Source organism: Cohnella sp. SGD-V74 (assembly GCF_003001675.1).
In the GTDB taxonomy this organism is placed as follows: Bacteria; Bacillota; Bacilli; order Paenibacillales; family Paenibacillaceae; genus Cohnella.
Genome location: NZ_PVYW01000016.1, coordinates 75,474 through 95,242 on the forward strand (window position 1 = coordinate 75,474; position 19,769 = coordinate 95,242).

Below are 19,769 nucleotides of genomic sequence, written 5' to 3' on the forward strand. Positions count from 1 at the left end.
TTTTACGCGAGTGGGATACTTAGAATCATTCAAATCGCGCGACAAGGGGCGAAATCGGGATGTATACGATCCTACTGGTGGATGACGAGCGTCTGGAACTGGACACCTTGCAGAATTTCGTGCCTTGGTCGGAAATGGGCTTCGAGATCGCGGGAACGGCCAAGAACGGGAAAGAAGCTTTGGCCAAAATCGGCGACTTGCTCCCGGATGTCGTCATTACGGACGTCAAAATGCCTATCATGGACGGAATAGAATTCGCGGCGATCGCCCGCGGGCTTCTTCCCCATCTTAAAATCGTTTTCCTAAGCGGCCACGATGACTTTCTTTTCGTGAAATCCGCCCTGCATGTGGAAGCGATGGGGTATTTGCTTAAGCCGCTCAATATGGGGGAACTACGGGATCTGATGGAGAAGGTCAAGCTGAAATGCGCGGACGAGCAGCGGGTTAAGCTTTCCTCCCGCGCTCTGGCGATCCAATATATTAAGGATCTGCTGAGCGGAAAGGACGGGCTCGCCCGAAAATCGAAGGCGGAAGAAATTTTAAGCTTGAATCTTGAGCCGCTGGCTTCCAAAACCGGAAAATTCATTTTTTCTTTAATTACAATCGATGAATACGCGGCCTTGTCTAGGTATGTGCCCGACGGCCTTTCCCTTATTGCGCGCATTGAGAGCGAGATCGGACGGCTGGCGAGCGGACGCGGCGCATTGGTCGTCTCCCTGAGCGAACGCCAGCATCTCTCCATCAGCGCCAACGAGCCGACGGAGGACGTACTCCCTTGGTATCGGGAGCTGGGCGCCTTGTCCCAATGGATCACGCTGTGCTCCAGGCCGCGGCCGGAGAAGCTTGAACGGCTTTTCGATCTGTTCCAAGGCTTGACGGAGCTGCGGGATCGTCATGTTTTCCTGTACGGGGCCGGTCATTTGATCGTTGCGGACGAGTCGGCGGAACGGAATGCCCTGCAAGCCTCCTCCGTCGCCGAGCGGGGGAAGATCCTCTCCGTCGATGCCTTGCACGCGAATATCCGTCAAAGGAATCCGCAGGCGGCCGCGGCTTGGATTCGGGATTATTTCTCATCCCTGGCGGTGGAAGAAGCAAGCGCGTGCATCGAGCCTGTCGAGCAAGCCTGCTTAAGGCTTTTGGATCAAATCTACGAGGAGCATGTCACGGCCCACCTCGGAGTAAAAGAAAAGATGGAGGACAAAGCGGTGTTGATCGGCAAGCTTTCCGTCATCGAAAGCGTGCCTTACATGGAGCAGACGATCCGCAAAACCGTGCTGAAGCTGATCGAATGCGTCGCGGAGCAGGAAACGGACAAGCATGCGGTAACGGTCAGCCAGCTTAAGAAGCTGATCGCGGAACAATATGCCCAACCTCTTACGATCGAATATTTGGCGGAGCGGGTGTTCATGTCTCCGAATTATTTGCGCACCATTTTCAAGGAGCATACGGGCAGCACCGTTCTCGAATATTTGACGCAGATCAGAATGGAGCGCGCGTCGGACATGCTGCGGAGCAGCGCGCTCAAAATCCATGAGATTTCGGCCAAAGTCGGCTACGAGAATCCATCCCATTTCTGCGCGATTTTCCTCAAGAGAACGGGAGTTACGCCCAACCAATACCGCAAACAAACGTTAAGGCTGTGAAACTATGCTGCGGAAGATCAAAACCTTTTTCATGAATTTGCCGCTCCGGGGGAAGCTGCTCGTCCTCTTCCTGTTCGCATCGGTTATTCCTCTGCTCTTCGTTTCTTTCTATTCCTATTCCGTCACTGAACGACAGTTGGTCAGTCAGACGCACGAAAACATGCACTCGATGAACTCCCAAATCAACAACAACATCGAGAATCGCCTGGAAACGTATAAGCAAATTTCGAGTCTGCTCTATATGGACACGACCTTGAAGGAATATCTCTCCCAGACGTACGACAAGAGTATCGAGTTCGTGGAAGCTTACGACTATATTAACGATCTGTTATACGGAGTTATGGCGGCCAATGCCGATATTCACGCGATTACTCTGTACCCGTACAACGAGACGATTCCGAGCGACGGGTTATTCGTCAAGCACGTCGACGAGCGGCTGAGATCTCAAAGCTGGTACGAAAAGCTGTCGAAATCGTACGGGGATGCGATCTACAGTATTGTGAACAGTGACGAAGCGATCTTCACATTGGCCAGATTGCTGAATAACCACAGACTGCAATATCCCTACGGGATCCTCACGATCGACATTAAAGAAAACGTGCTATATTCGCTCTACGAGAAGGAAACGTTAAACAAAGACATTTACATCATAAACGCCGACGGAATCGTTCTCTCGGCCAAAAACAAGGAGCAAATCTCCAAACCGCTGTCCTCCCTCATCGGGTCCGGCCCGTGGGAGAACGGGAACGTAGGCACATTCGAAACGGATATCGACGGGGCGCAATCGCTGATCGTGTTCAACAGCATGAAGTTCGGCTGGAAGACGGTGTCCGTCGTACCGCTCAGCCTCGTCTTATCCGACGTCCAGCAGGCGACCAATCGGATGCTGCTCATCTCCGGCTTAAGCGTCGTGCTGGCGGTTGCGCTTATTTTCCTGACCTCGCGCTATTTTTCGAATCGCTTCCAGACACTCTACCGTTACATTCGCAAAGTGGAGAACGAGGATTTCATTTTCGATGTCCAGGGCTGGGGAAGGGACGAGGTCGGACAGCTTGCCGAAGCTTTTCACTCCATGAGACGCCGATTAAACGAGCTGATTAACGAAGTGTACAAGAAGGAAATTTTGAAGAAGGAGGCCGAACTATACGCGCTCCAAAGCCAGATCAACCCGCACTTTCTGTACAATACGCTGTCGATTATCTCGTCCCTCGCACTCCGCAATCATGATCCCGAGGTCGGGAGAGTCGTGTCCCATCTCTCCAATTTCTACAAGACGTCTCTCAATAAGGGGAAAAAGAACATTCTCGTGCAGAAGGAACTGGAGATTACCCGTCACTATATCGCGATTCAGCAGACGAGGTTCGAGAATTTATTTCACGTGCATTGGCAGATCGACGAATCGTTATATCCTTATCTGACCTTAAAGCTGATGCTGCAGCCTTTCGTGGAGAATGCCATTCTGCACGCAGTATGGGACGACAATCACTCTTTGAATATCGTTATCCGCCTGTTTCGCGAAGCCGACGGGATGATCTTCGAGGTCGTTGACGACGGCGCCGGAATGACCGCGGAGCAAGCGAACAACGCTTTGCAATCCCATATGGACGCAGGCTACGGCATACGCAATGTCCACGAGCGGATTCAACTGGCTTACGGGCCCGGCTACGGCATCGAGCTGTTCAGCAGAAGGGGGATCGGGACTCAGGTTAGAATAAAGCTCCCCTTGCATGCGGGCATGCAGTAAAACCAAAGCTTTACTCGCTCGCCCCTTCCTCCGTTGTATGGAATTGTCAAGCGCTTGCAAAGGCGACGAACTGCGCAAAAATTCAACACCGCTGTTGGAAAATGATACAGATCGAGGGCGGAAGTTGCCATTGTAGGCGCAAGACGGGAGGTGTACAATGCTGGTATGAAAATGACCCGGAAATTCCTGCTCGTCTTCGTGCTGATCCTGTTTTTGCCCATCGTGGCCATCCACCAGGGCATCGTTCGTTACTCGGAGAAGGTCATGGAGGCCAACATCATCGAAAACAACGAGATCATGGCCGAACTGATCGTCAACCGGATGAACAGCGAGATGAACGACGTCGTCTCGCAGCTTCAGCTTGTCGCCGGACTGTCGGACCGGCACGAGCTTAATCCGTCCGCGATGTACGCCAGAGCCAAGCAGGCGATCTCCAAGAGCACGATCATCCAATCGATTTATTTTCTGGACACGGACCGCCGCATGCTGTTCGAGGCGCCGTTTCGGCCGATCGTGGAGGATACGGCCTACGACTATCCGAAGTTCGAGCATGTCAAATGGAGTTATACGTATGTCGTTACCGGGTTGATCTCCAATGTTCGCTCCGAAAAAACGGTGACGGTCGCCATTCCCGTCTTTTACGACGACCGCCGGTTTCTCGGCGTGCTGGTGGCGGAACTGAGCCGCAACTTCCTGTCCAACATACTCAGAAGCACGAGCGAGACGCGCGAAGGCTTCAGCTTCATTATCGACGGCGAGGGCAAAGTAATCGCGTCCACCAGCGACGACGATTGGAACCTCGATTTCTCGGGCGAGCCGATCGTCCGGCTGCTGCTGAAGGGCGACTCGGGCTCCGTTCAGGAGGCTTACCGAGGCGAGCCGAGCGTCATGACGTACCAGACGATGCGGGAAAATTGGGGACTCGCGCTGGGCGTTCCGGAGAAATTCGCTTTCTCATCGGTGCAAACGCTTTCGAAAGCGCTCACTTACAGCTTTCTCGGCATTTTCGGACTGATCGTCTGTCTCGTGCTCTTCGGCGGCCGCCAGATTCTCATTCCGATTCTTAAAGTGACCAAGTTCGCCCAGCGCATTCAGAGCCAGAAGGCGCCGCAGCCGCTCCCCGAGCCGCTGACGAAACGAAGGGACGAGATCGGAGAGCTGCTTCGGGCGTTCCAGGACATGGGGGAACGGGTCGACCGCAGCCATCGCTTTCTGAAGGAGATTATCGAAGGCATTCCTTACGCGCTCATTACGCTTAACGCCATGGGAGAAGTGACCCGGGTGAACCGAAAATGGGTCGAGCTGTTCGGCTTGTCCGAAGCCGAATGGGAAGGCAAGCGGCTGGCCGAGCTTCCCGGCTACGAATTTCTGACCGCGGCTCCTGGCTCCGGCGAGAAGGAAGCGACGTGGACAGGCGGAGACGGAGCGACGCGCGTGCTGAGCGTCGTTACCGCGTCTTTCTATGACGGGCTGCTTGCGGTCGTGCAGGATATTTCGCAGATCCGTATGCTCGAGTCGCACGTGAAGCAGAGCGAGCAGCTCGCGCTGATCGGACAGATAACGGCGGGCATCGCCCACGAATTGAAAAATCCGCTCGCCGTTCTCTCCAGCTCCTCGGAGCTGCTTAGAGAGGAGATCGAGCTGCGGCCGGATTCGGAGTGGGTGCCCACGCTCGTGCAAGATATCGACGACGAGATCGCGAGAATGACGTCTATCGTCAACGAATTTTTGACGCTCGCCAGAACGAGGAAGGAAGCGGACGTCCCCGTACAGCTCGACGAGCTGCTGAACCGGGTGCTGCATCTGCTGCGGATCAAGTTCAACGAGCTCGGCATAACGGTACGGCGCGACTATGCGGACGCCGTTCCGGTCATCGAGGGCAAGACGAACAAGCTGATCCAGGTGTTTCTGAATCTGCTCGTGAACAGCATGGAGGCGATGCCCCAAGGCGGCGCGGTCGATATCGGAATTTCCGTCTCGGAGGAGGAAGTATGCGTCGAGATCGCCGATGAAGGGGACGGCATATCCGAAGAGCATCTGGAATGGCTGTTTAATCCGTTTTTCTCGACGAAGGAGAACGGCAACGGACTGGGGCTGTCCATCGCCCGCGACATTATGAAAGAGCACGGCGGAACGTTGGAAATGAGCAGCGCAACAAACAAGGGAACGGCGGTCCGCTGCCGCTTCCCGCTTAACCGGAAGGAGGGATTGGCGTGACGGCGCCTGGAGTTCTGATCGTGGATGACGAAATCAAGCTGTGCCGCAACATCGCGCTTAAGCTGAGAAGGGAAGGCTATACGGTATACGAGGCGTACGACGGCAAAGCGGCGATCCGCAAACTGCAGCAGCATGCGATCCGCGTCATGATTTTGGATTTTATGCTGACCGATATGACGGGCCTGGACGTTCTGAAGAAGGTGAAGGAGATCTCGCCGCAGACGAAAGTGTTCATGCTGACCGCCTACGGCAACGTGGAGAACGCCGTGCTGGCCATGAAGTGGGGCGCTTCCGACTACTTGAACAAGCCGTTCGATCTGAAGCAGCTCGCGGACATCGTCTCGGACGCCTATCGTTCGCTCGACGACGCATCCGGGGAGGTCGTATTCCGCAGTCCGAAAATGCGGGCGATCCGCGATATTCTGGACCGGATTACGATGACCGAAGCTCCGGTGCTGCTGCATGGGGAGAGCGGAGTCGGCAAAACGACGCTGGCCAAGTGGATTCACGGGCAGAGCGGCAGGAAGGAGCAGCCGTTCCTGCACGTCAACTGCGGTTCGATGCCGGAAAGCATGCTGGAACGCGAGCTGTTCGGAGCGTCGGGCAAAGCGGTCGCGGCCGACGGAGGCACGCTGTTCCTCGACGAGATCGGCAGCCTTACGCCGCTGAATCAAGCGCATCTCTACAGTCTGCTGAAGGATGGCAGCTTCATGACGCCCGACACGCTGGAGCGGGCCAAGGTGAACGTCCGTCTTGTCACGTCGACGGGACGGCCTCTTAAGCAGCTTGTGAAAGAAGGCGCTTTCCGCGACGATCTGTACTACCTGCTGAACTTGGTCGAGCTGGAGCTTCCTCCGCTCCGGGATCGCAAGGAGGATATCCCGCTGCTCGTGGAGCAGAAGCTGGACGAACTGAACGCCAAATACGGCAAGCCTTTGGCGATCTCGGAAGAGCTGATGGACATTTTGGCGGGAATGTCGTGGCCCGGCAACATCAGCGAGCTGATGAACATGATCGAACGGATGCATTTGCTGAAAATGAACGGCGTTCTCGAAGCCGACGACCTGCCGTCAACGCTGCTCGGCCCGTCCGGGGGATCGAGCGAGGAGCTGCGGTTCGAGGGCAGGCTGTACGACGTGCTGGAGGAAGTGGAAGGCCGGATGATCGCGGGCGCGCTCGAGAAAACCGGCGGCAATCAGAGCCGTGCGGCCGAGTTGCTCGGCATCTCCCGCAACGCGCTCATCTACAAGATGAAGAGGATCGAGCGATGAAGAAGCTGCCGCTTGCGGCGCTCGCGCTGCTGCTGCTCTTGTCCGCATGCCGGGGAGAGGACGGCGGTTCGGCGGTTCGGCCGACGGACTCCGCGTTGCCCGCGGGGGAGATCACGATCGGTTCCAAGTCGCTGACCGAGCAATATTTGCTCATGAAGATGAGCGCGCTTCTGCTCAAGGATCAAGGCTTCAGGGTGAACGAGATGGTGTTCCTGGACAGCCCCGCCGTCCGTTCCGCCATGGAAGCCGGCGTAGCCGATCTGTACTGGGAGTACACGACGACGGCCAGAATTTATTATCACAAACAGTCTCCTCTGTATGAACCGGAAGAGGCCTACCGCGAGGTGGCGAAAACCGATGCGGACCGCGGCATCGTCTGGCTGTCCAAGAGCACGTTCAACAGCAGCTGGGCGCTGCTGATGCGCAAGGATATTTCCGAGCAATTGCACATCTACCGGATCAGCGATCTGTCGAAGTATATACGTACCCGGAACACGAAGATGAAGTTCGCGACGAACGGCGAGTATTTGACGCGCGAGGACGGCCTCGACAGGCTGAAAAAAATCTACGACTTCGAGCTGCCCGCCGAGCAGGTCGTGGCGATCGAATCCGATCTGCTCTCGCAGACGGTGAAGGACGGGCGCGCCGACGTGGCCGTCGGCATGGCTTCCGATCCGCGCATCAAGAAGAACGATCTCGTGCTGCTGGAGGACGATCGCAAAGTTTTCCCGCCCTACGACGCGGCTCCCGTCATTCTGGAGGATACGCTGCGGCGCTATCCGGAGATCGGCGAGACGCTGAACCGGCTCGCTCCGTTCATTACGAACGAGAACATGCTCGACCTGATGTATCAGGTCGATATTTTGCAGAAGGACATTACGAAGACGTCTCGCGATTTTCTGGTGAAGCACAAGCTTTTGGAGCCGTGATCGGTTGAGATGGAGCTGCCCGCAAGCGACTTGCGGGGCGGCTCCTCTTTCTTTTTATAGACGGACAACGCATCGCTCTCGAAGGGAGAAGGTGCTTTTTTGTGCTGCGCGCTCCGGTCTTTGATCATTCAGCAGTACGTCTTCTTCGAAAAAATAGGATTGACATCAGATTAGCAGGAAGACATAATAAAACCATATTATCACATACATAAATTTATTATTCATATATATGAATTTAATTGAAAGAGAGACAGAGACTGTCGGTAACGAGCCGTGTTGGATAGAAGTGCCGCTCGGTCGATTGACAATCCGATATCGTTGAATTGTAATCGCTTTCAATTTGTGGTTATTCCGGGGAAACGGCAGGAAGCCCGACTTCGGCAGTTCTTGATATCCCGGAAGGGAGGTGAGCGCGCGGAGCAGTCGAATAGCCGGGAGGGTATGCCTCTGTCGGTTGCATAACGTGCGTCGGCTGCGGCGATCGAACAGCATGCGAACAGGTTTGTCACATTAAACGAACTTGGAGGTAATGTTGATGAGAGCTGCAAGAAGTTTGGGCAGGAAATTATGCATCGTTGCGATTTCGTGTTTGATGGCGGGAAGTTTGGTCTTATACGGCGGGGCGCCGCTGCATGCGAACAGCGGAGGCACGCAGTCGCAGGGGACGGCGAACGCGGCCGTTCCAGCCGCGCGGATTGTGCAGGCGCACGAATGGAGCGCGAAATCCGGCGGCGTATCGGTTGAGAACGGCGTTGCCCCGGACGATACGTCAGTCGCGAACATCGCCTCGGGCGATTGGCTGAAGTACGAAGATATCGATTTCGGCGATGGCAGCTACGATACATTCATGGCGACGCTCTCGTCGGACGAATCGGGCAAGTCGATGGAAATCCGTCTGGATTCCCAGACGGGCACTTTGATCGGCACGCTGCAAATTCAGCAGACGACCAACAGGAGCATCTTCAAGGAGCAGTACGCCGCCATTTCCTCGGTTGTCGGAGTTCATGACGTCTATCTCGTATTTCCGGATGCGGTCGCAGCCAGCGTCAACTGGTTCGTGCTGGGTCAAGACTCGACAAGCGAGACGGAGCAGGAGAAACGGGCGAGAATGCAATGGTTTAAGGATGCCCGGTTCGGCAATTTTCCGGTCTGGGGTCCGTATTCCGTTCTCGGCAGCGAGTACAACGGGATTCGCGGCGGCGAGTGGATCATGAACATCGCGAAAATACCGAAGGCCGAATATATCGAAGCAGCCGCCCGCCCGCTTAGCGAAGGGCTGAACGCCTCGACCTTCGACGCCGCCGATTGGGTGTCGCTGGCCAAGCAGGCTGGACAGAAATATATGGTGGTTACATCGAAATTCCATGACGGATTCAGCATGTTCGAGACGAATGTCACCGATTTCAAAGGCTATGACATCGTATCGCTTGGTCAATCCGGCCGTGATCCGATTCAGGAATTGGCCGAAGAGAGTCGCCAGCAAGGGATTAAGTTCGGCGTCTATTACTCGATTCTGGATTGGGCCAATCCGAACGCTGACGGATTCGTACACGATACGGACCCGACACTAACGCCTAATCGCGCGTTGTATATCACTCAGATGAAAGAGCAGCTGCGTGAGCTGATCGAAAATTACGATGTCGACCTGATCTGGTTCGACGGCGGGTGGTACAGCTGGTTGTCCCCGGAGATCGGCGCTGACATTTACCGTTATCTGAGGACGCTGAAGCACGATATAATCGTCAACAATCGTCTGGGGCACGGCAACGGAGACTATGGCACGCCTGAACAGAACATTCCGACGGTCGGCTCGTCCAATCCGTGGGAAACCTGCATGACCATCAACGGAGTATGGGGATATGCCCCTTACGATACGAACTGGAAAACACCGCAAGAACTGATGGTCAACTTGACGAACATCGCTTCGAAAGGCGGCAATTTCCTGCTCAGCGTGGGGCCCAAAGGAGACGGCACCATTCCGCAGGAAAGCATAGACCGACTGCTGGCTATGGGAGATTGGCTGGAGGAGTACGGAGACAGCATCTATAGCACCGACAAGAACATGCTGCTGGAAGATACGGAGGCGGGAACAAGCACGACAGGAACGGACAAGGTGTATGTCCATCTGGCGAATTGGCCTGCAAATCAGCAATTGGCGATTCCCCAATTGAGCAATACTATTAACGATATTTACCTGATGAACGATCCGGGAACGACGTTGAGTTACCGCAACGAGAACGGGAGGACGATCATTACGCTGCCGGCCGTCGCGCCCGACCCGTATGTTTCGGTCGTCGTGATTGACGTTGTCGGCGAGCCGATGCTGTATCCTTACGAGAATCTGGCGCAGAACAAGCCGACGAATGCGAGCTCCACGTGGTACAATTCTCCGGAATACAGCGCGGCCAAAGCGGTGGACGGCAATCCCGAGACCAGATGGGCGAGCGGTCCCAATACGACGAGCGCTTGGCTCGAGGTGGATTTCGGCAGCCAGGTCGTCTTCAACAAAGTGAAGATCAGCGAGTTCAGCCAGAGAGTGACCGCATACACCATTCAATATTGGAACGGCAGCGCATGGCTGGACGTTCATACGGGCACAACGATCGGTTCCTCCAAAGTCGCGGAGTTCGATCCGGTCGTCGGCTCTAAGGCAAGATTGAATTTGCTGTCGGCCACCGATGTGCCGTCGATCTACGAATTCGGTCTCTACAATACGTTGACCGATCATGCGCGAAGCAAGCCGGCTGCCGCAAGCGCGACTTGGTACGACAACCCGACATACGGTGCGGATAAAGCGGTGGACGGCGATCCGGCCACCCGATGGGGGGGAGTGAACAATTCCGCCGCCGCATGGCTGGAAGTCGATCTTGGCGAAGCTGTGACGTTTAATCACGTCGAAATTCGGGAATTCTACACGTCGGCCCCGCGCATCTCGGGCTTCACCGTACAGTACTGGGACGGCAACGGCTGGGAGGATGCCTACACGGGCACGACGATCGGCACGGTCAAGCTCGCCAAATTCGATTCGGTGACCGGATCGAAGGTGCGGCTGAACATGACGATCAGCGGTTCGGATGCGCCGACGCTCTACTCCTTCAGCGTATACAACGCCTAAATTGCAGCAGGCTGGATGACATCCTCGATAAAGCCGTATTACCATATGAATGCGCTTTCGCATACCCTTGCGATTGCGCATTTTTTTTACACCTTTTTGCCTAATGTTTGTGCAGCGGACCGTCTGTGCAGGCTGTCACGGAATGTTCATAATGAAGCTCGTAAGCTGACAGCGAGGTGACGAGATGAAAATTACCGCGATCGAAATCAAGCATTATTTACTGCCGCTCGACCCTCCGTTCAAGGCGGCATGGGACCCGAACCCCCGCAGGAAATTCGCCTCGACGGTCGTGCAGGTTCACACGGACGAAGGCGTGACGGGCATCGGCTCGGGCGACCTGATGACGGGCTTCGAAGGGCATGAGCAGCTGTTCATCGGCCAAGACCCGTTCGCGATCGAACGGCATTCGCAAGTGATCGACAACATCGACTTCCATTACGGAAGATGCTGGCCGCTGGACTTGGCGCTGTGGGACCTGATGGGCAAAGCGACCGGCCAGCCGACCTACAAGCTGCTTGGAGCCCGCAATGATCGCATTCTTGCATACGCTTCCACAGGCGAGATGGTGACGCCGGAAGTGCGGGCCGAGCGGGCGCAGCAGCTGCTCGAGCAAGGCTTCAAGGCGATGAAGATCCGGTTCCACCACAAGGACGTGCGTGACGATATCCGCGTCGTCGAAGCGGTTCGCAAGGCGATCGGAGACAAGCTCGACATTATGGTCGACGCCAACCAAGGCTGGAAAATGCCGTGGGACACGGAGCCGACCTGGGATCTCAAGAAGGCGTATCAAGTCGCCAAGGAGCTGGAGCAGCTCGGCGTATTCTGGCTGGAGGAGCCGCTGCCGAGCCACGATTTCCACGGACTGGCTCAGCTTCGTCAGATGGTCGGAGGCATCCGCATCGCCGGCGGGGAGATGAACCGCCGGATGCACGACTTCCGCGAGATGAACTTCCTCGGCTCGCTCGACGTATACCAGCCGGACGTCGCGCTGACCGGCGGCATCACGCAGGTGCGCAAAATCGCCGACATGGTGCAGGCGAGCGGCGCGTGGTTCAGCCCGCATACGTGGACGAACGGCATCGGCGTCATGGCGAACCTTCATCTGGCCGCGGCGGTCAGCCACTGTCCGTATCTGGAGCTGCCGTACGATCCGCCGTCGTGGACGCCGGAGCGTCGGGACTTCATTCAGCGGGATAAACTGAACATCGATTCCGACGGGTATCTGCACTTGCCTCAGGCTCCCGGACTCGGCGTCGAACTGGACCTGGAGGCCGTCGAACGCTACGCCTATAGCAAGGTGTACGTAGGTGAGTCGACATGAGTTACCTGTTCAAAAATCCCGACAAGGTGATGCCGTTTTTCTGGGAGCATCTGTCGCTGACTTTCAGCGCATTGCTGATCGCCCTCTGCATCGCTTTGCCGCTCGGCTTCCTGATCGCCAAATATCAGAGGCTGCAGGCTCCGGTTACGAGCGTGCTCGGCATCATCTATACGATCCCCAGCATGGCGCTGTACGCGGCGCTGATCCCCTATACGGGGCTCGGCGTCACGACGGCGACGATCGGGCTCGTCGCCTACGCGCAGATGATTCTCGTGCGCAACGTCGTCGCGGCGATCAAGGGCATCGATCCGATGATGATCGAAGCGGCGAAGGGGATGGGGATGAGCAAGGCGCAAATCATTTTCAAGATCGAAGTTCCGCTGGCCGTGCCGGTCGTCATCGCCGGCATCCGGGTCGCGACCGTCTCGATCATCTCGATCGGAACGGTAGCCGCCTGGATCGGCGCGGGCGGACTCGGCCGATTGATCTTCCAAGGCTTGAACCACGATCACACCGGGAAAATCATTGCCGGAACGGTGACCATCGCGATTCTGGCGATCGGGGCAGACCTGCTGTTCCGCGTCCTTGAAAAAATCCTCAGCCCGAGAACGAACTAACGGAGGTGTGAACCGTGAAAGTCCTGGATCAAATACGGGAGTACTTCGAGGGGAACGCCCCGGTATTCTTCGCCAATATGAAAACGCACGTCTGGCTCAGCTCCTTCTCGATGATCGCGGCGATGCTGATCTGCATTCCGCTCGGCATCTGGATTTCGAGGAAGCTGCATATCGCCAACTACGTCATCAACGCCGTCAACATTTTTCGAGTCATCCCGAGTCTGGCCGTCCTGGCGCTGATGATGCCGCTGCTCGGCGTCGGATTCGCTCCGGCCGCCATGGCGTTGACGCTGCTCGCCGGTCCGCCGATCCTAATCAACACGTACGTCGCTTTCCGGGAAATCAATCCCGCCATCAAGGAAGCCGCGAAGGGGATGGGCATGACGCCGATGCAGACGATTCTCAAAGTTGAGCTTCCGCTCGCGCTCCCGGTCATGCTGGCCGGCATCCGCACCGCATCGGTCGAGATCATCGCCAGCGCGACGCTGGCTGTGCTCATCGGAGGCGGCGGACTGGGCAGCTACATTATTAACGGGGTCAGCATGATGTCGAAGAGCTATTTGCTCATCGGAGCCATACCCGTGGCCTTGCTCGCGATTCTGAGCGAGATCGTGTTCAGCTTTTTACAACGCAAAACCAATTATTCGCATTAGGGCGTGTATGGATACACGCCTTAGAAAAAGGGAGAGGTTATTCGATGAAAAAACGTTCCTGGTTGTCCCTGCTCGCGATTACGGCTCTGGCTGCGGCGCTGACGGCTTGCGGAGGAAGCAAAGACGGCGGCAAATCCGATCTGACGATTACGGTCGGCTCCAAGGATAATACCGAGAATCACCTGATCGGCGAAATGTATGCGCTTATTCTGGAAGACATCGGCATCAAAGTCAAACGCCAGCTCAGCCTGGGCGGCACCGCTCCGACGTTCGAAGCGCTCAAGAAGGGCGATCTCGACATTTACCCGGAATACACCGGCACCGGCCTTGGCGTCATGCTGGAGGAGAAAGAGCCGGAGAAGGATTCGGCGAAAGCGCTCGAGAGAGTTCGCGAAGGCTTTAAGCAATGGAACATGGAATGGCTGGACCCGGCTTCAGAGAATGCGACTTACGGGTTCGCGATGAAGCAGGAAACGGCGGACAAATACGGCATCAAGACGTATACGGATCTCGCCAAGCACAGTCAAGATCTCGTGCTGTCCTATCCGCAGGAATTCGACGTTCGCGAAGACGGACTGCCGGGCTTGCAGAAAGTATTCGCCGACCAAGGCGGCTTCAAATTCAAGAAGCAGTTCCAGATCGACTACAGCCTGCGCTACAAGCCGCTGGAAAACAACGAGTCCGACGTCACCGTATCGGTCGGAACCGACGGCCAGATCGCCGGCATGGGGCTGCAATTGCTGCAGGACGACGTAGGCTTCTTCCCGGTCTACAACGTCGCTCCGCTCATCCGCAAGGAGAAGCTGGACGCCGAGCCCAAGATCAAGGAGCGTCTGAACGCGTTGGCTCCGCTGCTCACCGATCCGGCCGTGCAGGAGATGAACTGGAAGGTCGACGGTCCGGAAAAAGCGGAAATCGAAGACGTGGCCAAGCAATTCCTCATCGACAACAAACTAATTGCGCAGTAAGGCGGAGGCACCTATGACAGAGATGAGAACCCAGTTGTTTATTAACGGTACTTGGACCGAGGCTCGTTCGAGCCTTCGGTCCGCTCTTTTCAACCCGGCGACGGGAGAGCAGATCGCCACCGTGCCGGTCGGCGGGACGGAGGATGCCCGCGCGGCAATCGAGGCGGCCTACGCGGCCTTCCCTGGTTGGTCCCGGACGGCTGCCGAGGAGCGTTCGGTCATCCTGCGCCGCATCTACGACCTGATCGTGGCGAACGCCGACCGCCTGGCGGAAATTATGACGCTGGAGCAGGGCAAGCCGGTGAAGGAAGCCAAGGGCGAGGTGCTGTGGGGCGCCGATTTCTTCCTCTGGTATTCGGAGGAGGCGAAGCGGATCAACGGCGAGATTATCCCGTCGTCCCGCCCGACGCAGCGCATTCTCGTGCAGCGTCAGCCGATCGGCGTCGTTGCGGCAATTACGCCGTGGAACTTCCCGTCGTCGATGATTACGCGCAAGGTCGCTCCGGCGCTTGCGGCGGGCTGCACCGTCGTCGTCAAGCCGGCTCCGGAGACGCCGCTGTCGGCGATCGCTTTGTTCGAGATTTTCGAGCAAGCGGGGCTCCCGGCGGGCGTCGCGAACATTGTCGTCGGGGACGCGCAGCAGATCGGCCGGGAGTTTCTCGACAACGACAAGGTGCGCAAGATCAGCTTTACCGGCTCGACGCCGGTCGGCAAGTTTCTGCTGGAGCAATCGGCGAAGCAGGTGAAGAAAGTATCGCTCGAGTTGGGCGGTCATGCGCCGTTTATCGTGTTCCCGGACGCCGATCTGGAAGCTGCGGCGGAAGGGCTGCTCTACAACAAGTTTCAAAATAACGGTCAGACGTGCATTTGTGCGAACCGTATTTTCGTACATGAGACGATCGAAGCGGAGTTTACGGAGCTGTTCGCGAAGAAGCTGCGCGAGGTGACGGTTGGCAACGGCATGAGCGACGTCAACGTCGGTCCGCTCATTCACGAGCGGGCGCTGGCGAAGGTGGACGGCCATGTGCGGGACGCGCTGGCGAAGGGCGCCAAGCTCGTCGAGGGCGGCGCGCGGCTTGCAGGAGGCGAGTACGAGTCCGGCCATTACTACGCGCCGACGCTGCTGACCGGCGTCACGCCCGACATGGACGTGTTCCGGGAGGAGACGTTCGGTCCGGTCGCTCCGTTCATTACGTTCCGTACCGAGGACGAGGTCGTGGCGATGGCCAACGATACGCCGTTCGGACTGGCATCCTACCTCTACACGCGCGACTTGGCGACAACGATGCGGGTAGCCGACCGGCTGGAGTACGGCATGGTCGGCATCAACGAATCCGCGCTCGGCTACGTGCAGGCGCCGTTCGGCGGCATCAAGCAGAGCGGCATGGGGCGCGAAGGCGGCCAGCGCGGCGTGGATGATTTCGTCGAGATCAAATATTTGAATTTGAATTTTTAATAGAAGGGGGCCACCCTGGATGGGCATTGTTTTTAGGAGTGTAACGAAGCAGTATCCGAACACCGCTTCCCCGGCGGTGGACAACGTCTCGCTCGACATCAAGGAAGGGGAATTCATCGTCTTTCTCGGCCCTTCCGGCTGCGGCAAAACGACGCTGCTGAAAATGGTCAACAAGCTGTACGACACGACCTCAGGCACGATCGAGATCGACGGCACGGACATCAACCAGGTGCAGACGGAGCAGCTTCGGCGCGGCATCGGGTACGTCATTCAGCAGAACGGGCTGTTCCCGCACATGACGATCGAGGCGAACATCGCGGTCGTGCCGCGCCTGCTGAAATGGGACGAGGCAAAGATCGACAAGCGGATCGACGAGCTGCTGGACATGGTTCACCTCGATCCGAAGGTGTACCGCAAGCGCCGTCCGAGTCAGCTGTCAGGCGGACAGCAGCAGCGCGTCGGCATCGCGCGGGCGATGGCGGCCGCACCGAAAATCTTGCTCATGGACGAACCGTTCGGCGCGATCGACGCGATTACGAGAACGAGTCTGCAGGATGAGCTTCACCGTATTCAGCGGCTGCTGAAGAAGACGATTCTGTTCGTCACCCATGACGTCGACGAGGCTTTAAGGCTGGCGGACCGGATTATCGTCATGCAAGCGGGCAAGGTCGTGCAGTTCGCGACGCCGTTCGAAATTTTGACCAATCCGGCCAACGACTTCATTCGGCAGCTCGTCGGGGAGCGGGACGTGTACCGCAAAATGGCCTTCCTTAAGGTGGAGGACGTCATTAGCGCGTCCGGAAACGCCGAGACGGCCGCGGGGGCCGAAGGCGTAGCGCTGACGGACGATCTGAAGCTGGTGTTCAACCGGATGGTCGAGGAGCAGGTGCGCGAGTATCCGGTCGTCGACGGCAGCAACCGGCGGGTCGGCACGGTGACGATGGAGCGCATTTTGACGAAGCTGGCGAATTAGGAGGAGATCGTCGTGTCGAGGTACGAACAGGACGCCTTCGGGACGGTCGAGCTTTCGGACGAGGCGCTGTACGGAGTTCAGACGCTGCGCAGCGCGCGCAATCTGAGCTTCTCGGGCCGCACGCTCGCCGCTTATCCCGGCTATATCGCGGCGCTGGCCGAAGTGAAGCGGGCGGCTGCGCGAGCGAACGAGCGCGCGGGGCTGCTGCCGCGAGCGGTGGCGCAGGCGATCGAGCAGGCGTGCGAGGAAGTCGGGCACGGCTGCCACGACGGGCAGTTTATCGTCGATCCGTATCACGGCGGAGGCGGCATCGGCAGCAACATGAACATGAACGAGGTCGTCGCCAATGTGGCGAACGAAATGCTCGACGGCCAGGCAGGGGACTATCGTCCCGTACATCCGGCCGATCATGTGAACGCGTCGCAATCGACGTCGGACGCCTGCCATACGGCGCTGCGCATCGCGGCCCTCCGCGCGGGAGAGAAGCTGTTGGCGGAACTGGCGCGGCTGGTCGGCGAGCTCGACGCGAAGAGCGCGGAGCTGGCGCAAGTGCCGACGATTACGAGAACATGCCTGCAGGACGGCATGGTCGATACGATGGGCACGATGTTCGGCGGCTACGCGCACGGGGTGCGCCGTCGAATGGGGCGGCTGACGGCAGCCGTGGAGGAGCTGCATGCCGTTAATCTCGGCGGCACGGTCATCGGCTCGGGCGTCGGCGCGGCTGTCGGCTACCGGGAGCATGTGCTGGACACCCTGCGCGAGGTGACGGGTTTGCCGATGCTGCGCTATCGGGAGCATCTGTACGACGCGGCCCAGAACATCGACGATCTGTCGGCGCTGTCGGCGGAGCTGGCGCTGCTGGCCGGCGTGCTGATCAAGCTGGCCAAAGACTTGCGGCTGCTGTCCTCCGGTCCGGAGGCGGGATTTGGAGAACTGCGGCTGCCCGCGGTGCAGGCGGGGTCTTCCTTTTTTCCCGGGAAGGTCAATCCGGTCGTGCCGGAGACGCTCGTGCAATGCGGCCTGCAGGTGATCGGACTGGATCGGGCGGTGCAGGGGGCGTTGGAGCATGGCGAGTTGAACTTGAACGTATGGGAAGGGTTTGCGGGCTTTAATCTGCTCGACATGCTTGGCATGCTGGAGCGGGCGATCGGGAAATTCACCGACCTGTGCGTGACCGGCATCCAAGCCGATGAAGCGAGGTGCCGCGAGCTGTCGCGGACTTTTATCCCGGCCGTTGTCGCCTTAAAGGAGAAATATGGATATTCGCAGGTCGGTCAGTGGTTAAAGGAAAAGTCCAAGGAAGAAGTCAGGACGATCTACGAAAGAGAGGCAGAACAGAGATGAGAGCACCGAAGCTGGAGTGGGCGAACGGATGGCTGAAGGAAACCAAGAAACTGTACGTTAACGGCGAATGGATAGCCGGCTCGTCCGGCACGACGATAGATACGGTCAGTCCCGCAAGCGGCAACAAGATCGGCTCGTTCACCGGGGCGTCCAAGGAGGATGTTGACGCTGCGGTGAGGGCGGCCCGGGCGGCTTTCGAAGGCGGGGAATGGCGAGAAATGTCCCGCAAGGAGCGCGGCAGAAGGCTGCACCGAATCGCGCAGCTCATCCGTGAGCATCAGGACGAGCTGGCGACGCTGGAGTCGATGGACAACGGCAAGCTGTACAAGGAAGCTTACAATGACGACGTCGCGGAGGCGGCGGACTTTTTCGAATATTATGCGGGCTGGACCGACAAGTATTACGGCGAAGTCAATCCCGTCGAGGGCGACTTCACGAGTCTGACGACCCGCGATCCGGTCGGCGTATGCGGGCTGATCGTGCCGTGGAACTTCCCGATCGACATGGCCGCGATGAAGCTGGCGCCGGCGCTGTCGATGGGCAACACCGCCGTGCTGAAGCCGTCGAGCGTTACCTCGCTGTCCGCGATCCGGCTGTTCGAGCTCATTCACGACGCAGGCGTGCTGCCTCCGGGCGTGATCAATTTGATTCTCGGCGAAGGACGTACCGGCTCCTTTATCTCGTCGCACGGGGACGTCGACAAAGTGTCGTTCACGGGCAGCACACAAGTTGGCAAAAAGCTCGTCCACGACTCGGCGGATTCCAACCTGAAGGCGGTCACTTTGGAGCTGGGCGGCAAGTCTCCGAACATTATTTTCGCGGATGCGCCGAATTTGGACGCGGCGATCGAACGGTCCTTCTATGGCCTGTTCACCCATAAGGCGGAGAAATGCAGCGCCCCGACGCGCCTTCTCGTGCAGCGTCCGGTCTACGACCGGGTCGTGGAAGAGCTGGCGAAATACGCCGACGGCTACAAATGCGGCGATCCGTTCGATCCGGCGAGCGACCAGGGACCGCAGGTGTCCCAGGCGCACATGGAGAGCATTCTCCGCTACATCGAGAGCGGCAAGGAGCAGGGCGCTCGCGTTGCGGCTGGCGGTTATCGCGATACAGAAGGGACGAATGCCGAAGGGTATTACGTTCGTCCAACGATTTTTGCGGATGTGACCAACGATATGAAGATCGCTCAGGAGGAAATTTTCGGCCCGGTGCTGTGCGTGATCCCGTTCGATACGGAAGAGGAAGCGGTTCGCATCGCCAACGACACGATCTACGGACTGGCGGCGGGACTATGGACGAACGACGTCGCCCGCGCTCATCGCGTCGCGAAACGACTGGACGCCGGTCAGGTGTTCGTGAACCGCTACGGCTGCTACGACATCGCCAGCCCGTTCGGCGGCTTTAAGCAATCCGGCTGGGGCAAGGAGTACGCGATCCACAGCCTGGCCTCCTACACGAAAATGAAAGCGATCTGGATCGCTCATTAACTGATATCGATTTCTTGAAAGCGGGGGA

General features: G+C 57.7%; 14 protein-coding genes. All 14 read left to right on the plus strand.

The genetic code is table 11. The features are described 5' to 3' along the window. The first annotated feature begins 59 nt into the window (after positions 1 to 59). The 14 genes from B0G52_RS36550 (at position 60) to B0G52_RS22895 (ending at position 19,741) form a co-directional block, all read left to right on the plus strand. Positions 60 to 1,643 carry a helix-turn-helix domain-containing protein gene (locus tag B0G52_RS36550; protein ID WP_094047712.1) on the plus strand — a complete coding sequence of 528 codons (1,584 nt, stop codon included), beginning with the start codon at positions 60 to 62 and terminating at the stop codon, positions 1,641 to 1,643. Between the two features lie 4 nt (positions 1,644 to 1,647). Continuing rightward, positions 1,648 to 3,387 (plus strand): cache domain-containing sensor histidine kinase, encoded by a 1,740-nt coding sequence (locus tag B0G52_RS22835; protein WP_094047713.1) that lies wholly within the window; start codon positions 1,648 to 1,650, stop codon positions 3,385 to 3,387. A 165-nt stretch (positions 3,388 to 3,552) separates the two neighbouring features. Next, positions 3,553 to 5,604, plus strand: a complete 2,052-nt coding sequence (locus B0G52_RS22840) for a PAS domain-containing sensor histidine kinase (RefSeq protein ID WP_094047714.1) — start codon at positions 3,553 to 3,555, stop codon at positions 5,602 to 5,604. Continuing rightward, positions 5,601 to 6,875 carry a sigma-54-dependent transcriptional regulator gene (locus B0G52_RS22845; protein ID WP_094047715.1) on the plus strand — a complete coding sequence of 425 codons (1,275 nt, stop codon included), beginning with the start codon at positions 5,601 to 5,603 and terminating at the stop codon, positions 6,873 to 6,875. Before B0G52_RS22840 ends, B0G52_RS22845 begins: the two co-directional genes overlap by 4 nt. Further along, positions 6,872 to 7,804 (plus strand): ABC transporter substrate-binding protein, encoded by a 933-nt coding sequence (locus tag B0G52_RS22850; protein WP_094047716.1) that lies wholly within the window; start codon positions 6,872 to 6,874, stop codon positions 7,802 to 7,804. The genes B0G52_RS22845 and B0G52_RS22850 overlap by 4 nt, the downstream gene beginning before the upstream one ends. A gap of 592 nt (positions 7,805 to 8,396) precedes the next feature. Next, positions 8,397 to 10,919, plus strand: a complete 2,523-nt coding sequence (locus B0G52_RS22855) for an alpha-L-fucosidase (RefSeq protein WP_158223829.1) — start codon at positions 8,397 to 8,399, stop codon at positions 10,917 to 10,919. 184 nt (positions 10,920 to 11,103) lie between these two features. Beyond that, complete coding sequence (locus B0G52_RS22860; protein WP_094047718.1) at positions 11,104 to 12,240, plus strand: mandelate racemase/muconate lactonizing enzyme family protein; 1,137 nt, start codon at positions 11,104 to 11,106, stop codon at positions 12,238 to 12,240. Beyond that, positions 12,237 to 12,857, plus strand: coding sequence for an ABC transporter permease (locus tag B0G52_RS22865; RefSeq protein ID WP_094047719.1), 621 nt, complete (start codon positions 12,237 to 12,239; stop codon positions 12,855 to 12,857). The genes B0G52_RS22860 and B0G52_RS22865 overlap by 4 nt, the downstream gene beginning before the upstream one ends. Positions 12,858 to 12,871: 14 nt before the next feature. Continuing rightward, positions 12,872 to 13,510, plus strand: a complete 639-nt coding sequence (locus B0G52_RS22870; protein WP_233162942.1) for an ABC transporter permease — start codon at positions 12,872 to 12,874, stop codon at positions 13,508 to 13,510. Between the two features lie 44 nt (positions 13,511 to 13,554). After that, on the plus strand, positions 13,555 to 14,478 hold the full coding sequence (locus tag B0G52_RS22875) for an ABC transporter substrate-binding protein (protein ID WP_094047720.1): 924 nt from the start codon (positions 13,555 to 13,557) through the stop codon (positions 14,476 to 14,478). Between the two features lie 13 nt (positions 14,479 to 14,491). Beyond that, the gene (locus tag B0G52_RS22880; protein WP_094047721.1) at positions 14,492 to 15,934 is read left to right on the plus strand and encodes an NAD-dependent succinate-semialdehyde dehydrogenase; all 1,443 of its coding nucleotides are present in this window, start codon (positions 14,492 to 14,494) and stop codon (positions 15,932 to 15,934) included. A 19-nt stretch (positions 15,935 to 15,953) separates the two neighbouring features. Continuing rightward, complete coding sequence (locus B0G52_RS22885) at positions 15,954 to 16,907, plus strand: ABC transporter ATP-binding protein (RefSeq protein WP_094047722.1); 954 nt, start codon at positions 15,954 to 15,956, stop codon at positions 16,905 to 16,907. A gap of 12 nt (positions 16,908 to 16,919) precedes the next feature. After that, complete coding sequence (locus B0G52_RS22890) at positions 16,920 to 18,254, plus strand: lyase family protein (protein ID WP_233162944.1); 1,335 nt, start codon at positions 16,920 to 16,922, stop codon at positions 18,252 to 18,254. After that, a complete protein-coding gene (locus tag B0G52_RS22895; RefSeq protein ID WP_094047724.1) occupies positions 18,251 to 19,741 on the plus strand; it encodes an aldehyde dehydrogenase family protein in 1,491 nt (496 codons plus the stop codon). Before B0G52_RS22890 ends, B0G52_RS22895 begins: the two co-directional genes overlap by 4 nt. Positions 19,742 to 19,769: the final 28 nt, after the last annotated feature.